1 protein-coding gene is annotated in these 1,862 nt (G+C 38.6%); it reads right to left on the reverse strand.

From position 1 onward, the window contains the following. Window positions 1-146: 146 nt before the first annotated feature. Window positions 147-1,751, reverse strand: coding sequence for an IS1182 family transposase (locus KQI39_RS17090; protein WP_216419768.1), 1,605 nt, complete (start codon window positions 1,749-1,751; stop codon window positions 147-149). Between the last annotated feature and the right edge of the window lie 111 nt (window positions 1,752-1,862).

The raw sequence follows: 1,862 nt of genomic DNA on the forward strand, positions 1-1,862 counted from the left end.
AAGGGAGTGTCGCAAAATCACCGGAATAGGTGATTGAGCGGCACTTTCTGCTTTTTAGAAAAGAAAATTGGCAGAAAATCTTTGTACGTTGATTTTCTGCCAATTTTTTTCGCACCTAAATAAAGCCTTCATTTTTTGTTGGAATTTTAGGCTGACTTTACTTTAAACAGGTGGAAACCTATTCGTTCATTTTGAATTTTGGCATGTAATTTATTCAGGTTATAACCCATGCAAAGCAAAAGAATCTCCAGTTTCACTTTGGTTTTTCCGCGAAGCAGAAATTTTTGAAATTCATAGTCATTTTTCAAAACTCCGAAAGCACCTTCTACCTGAATGGAGCGGTTCATGCGATACTGGATTCCTGTTTCGGTCAGGATGTTTTCATAAGACTCCTGTCGTTTTTCCAGAAAGCTTTTGGAAACGTATAATCGCTTGTTTCCTTTCGCACGTGTACATTTTTCTTTGTGAGGACAGTCTTTGCAATCTTCACATTCATAGACGGTAACTTCTGATTCATAGCCACTCTTGCTTTTCTGCTTTTTCACGAAGACCGGTGACAACTTCTTTTGTGCATAACAAGTGTAAACATCCGTTTCTGCATCATAGGCCATATTTTCACGTTTACTGATATCCTGTTTGAAGCTTCGCCTTTTCCACTTTTCGTAGGTTTGTGGTTTTATATAAGGCGTCTGTCTGGTTTCCCGAAGATAGGTATAACCTTCTTCGCTTTCATATCCCGAATCGGCTGTGACACTGGGATATCGGAACCCAAGTTTTTCGTCCATTGTTTTTAAAAATGGAATCAGTGTCCAGACATCGTTTCGGTCTGAAAAGACATCTGTTGCCACGATATATTCACTGTCTACACCGATCTGAATGTTATATCCGGGTTTTAACTGTGCATTCCGCATATGATCATCTTTCATGTGCATAAATGTAGCATCCGGGTCAGTCTTACAATAATTATTTCGTCCCTGAAAGCTGGCTGTATGCCAGTCGTAAGTTACCTGACGTTCCTGAAATTTTCGGAAAAGCTCAAAGTATTTCTGGTTTTTACTTTTTCTTTTCCCTCGGCCATACACAAAAACTGTTCCATCCTGTTGGCACTTATTTTCAAGATATCTTGTTATTGTTTGAAGATCTTGAATCCTCGAGTCTATTTTTACAGAAAACGATTGCATGTATTCATGGTTTAGGAGCATTACTGCTTCCTGGATTTTCTGAAACATCTTTTCTTCCCATTTGCCAACAGGTTTTTTCCAGACAAATGTATACTTGTTGGCACATGCTTCTAATTTCGTACCATCAATAAATACCGTTTCTACTGACAATTCAGCAGCATTTTTCAATCTACGAACCATCTGATAAAACAGATCTTCACATGCCTCCAAAAGAAAACCTGTCCGGAACCTGGCAATCGTGCTGTGATCTGGTGCCTTTTGACCGGCAAGCAGCCACATAAAGTTAATATCTCTTAAACAAGCTTTTTCTATTTTTCTGGAAGAATAAATGTTTTGAGAATAAGCGTAGGTCAGGATCTTGAACATGGTCTTCGGATCAACCGCAGGATTTCTTCCTTTGGAAGAGTAAGCCTTATACAATAACGTATAATCGAGTTCCTCAAGCTCATGGCTCAGCAGTCGAACAGAATCGTCATCAGGGACAAGACCTTCTAAACTTAATGGCAAAACCAGTTGATAAGTTTCGTTGAATTCGGTATAATTTTTTTGGTATTTTATTTTACTAGTCATAATTTATTATACCATGAATGGCAGGTTCTTCGGAGCCTGCTTTTTCATTTGAACACAAAAAAGGAGCCATTGCTCCATAGATGATTACTCATCTATTTTGCAACAGCCCCT

Source organism: Blautia sp. MSJ-36 (genome assembly GCF_018917985.1).
Lineage (GTDB): Bacteria > Bacillota > Clostridia > Lachnospirales > Lachnospiraceae > Blautia_A.

Coding starts and splice junctions, on each gene's coding strand:
- KQI39_RS17090 (WP_216419768.1), bottom strand. CDS start 1,751: ATGACTAGTAAAATAAAATACCAAAAAAATTATACCGAATTCAACGAA.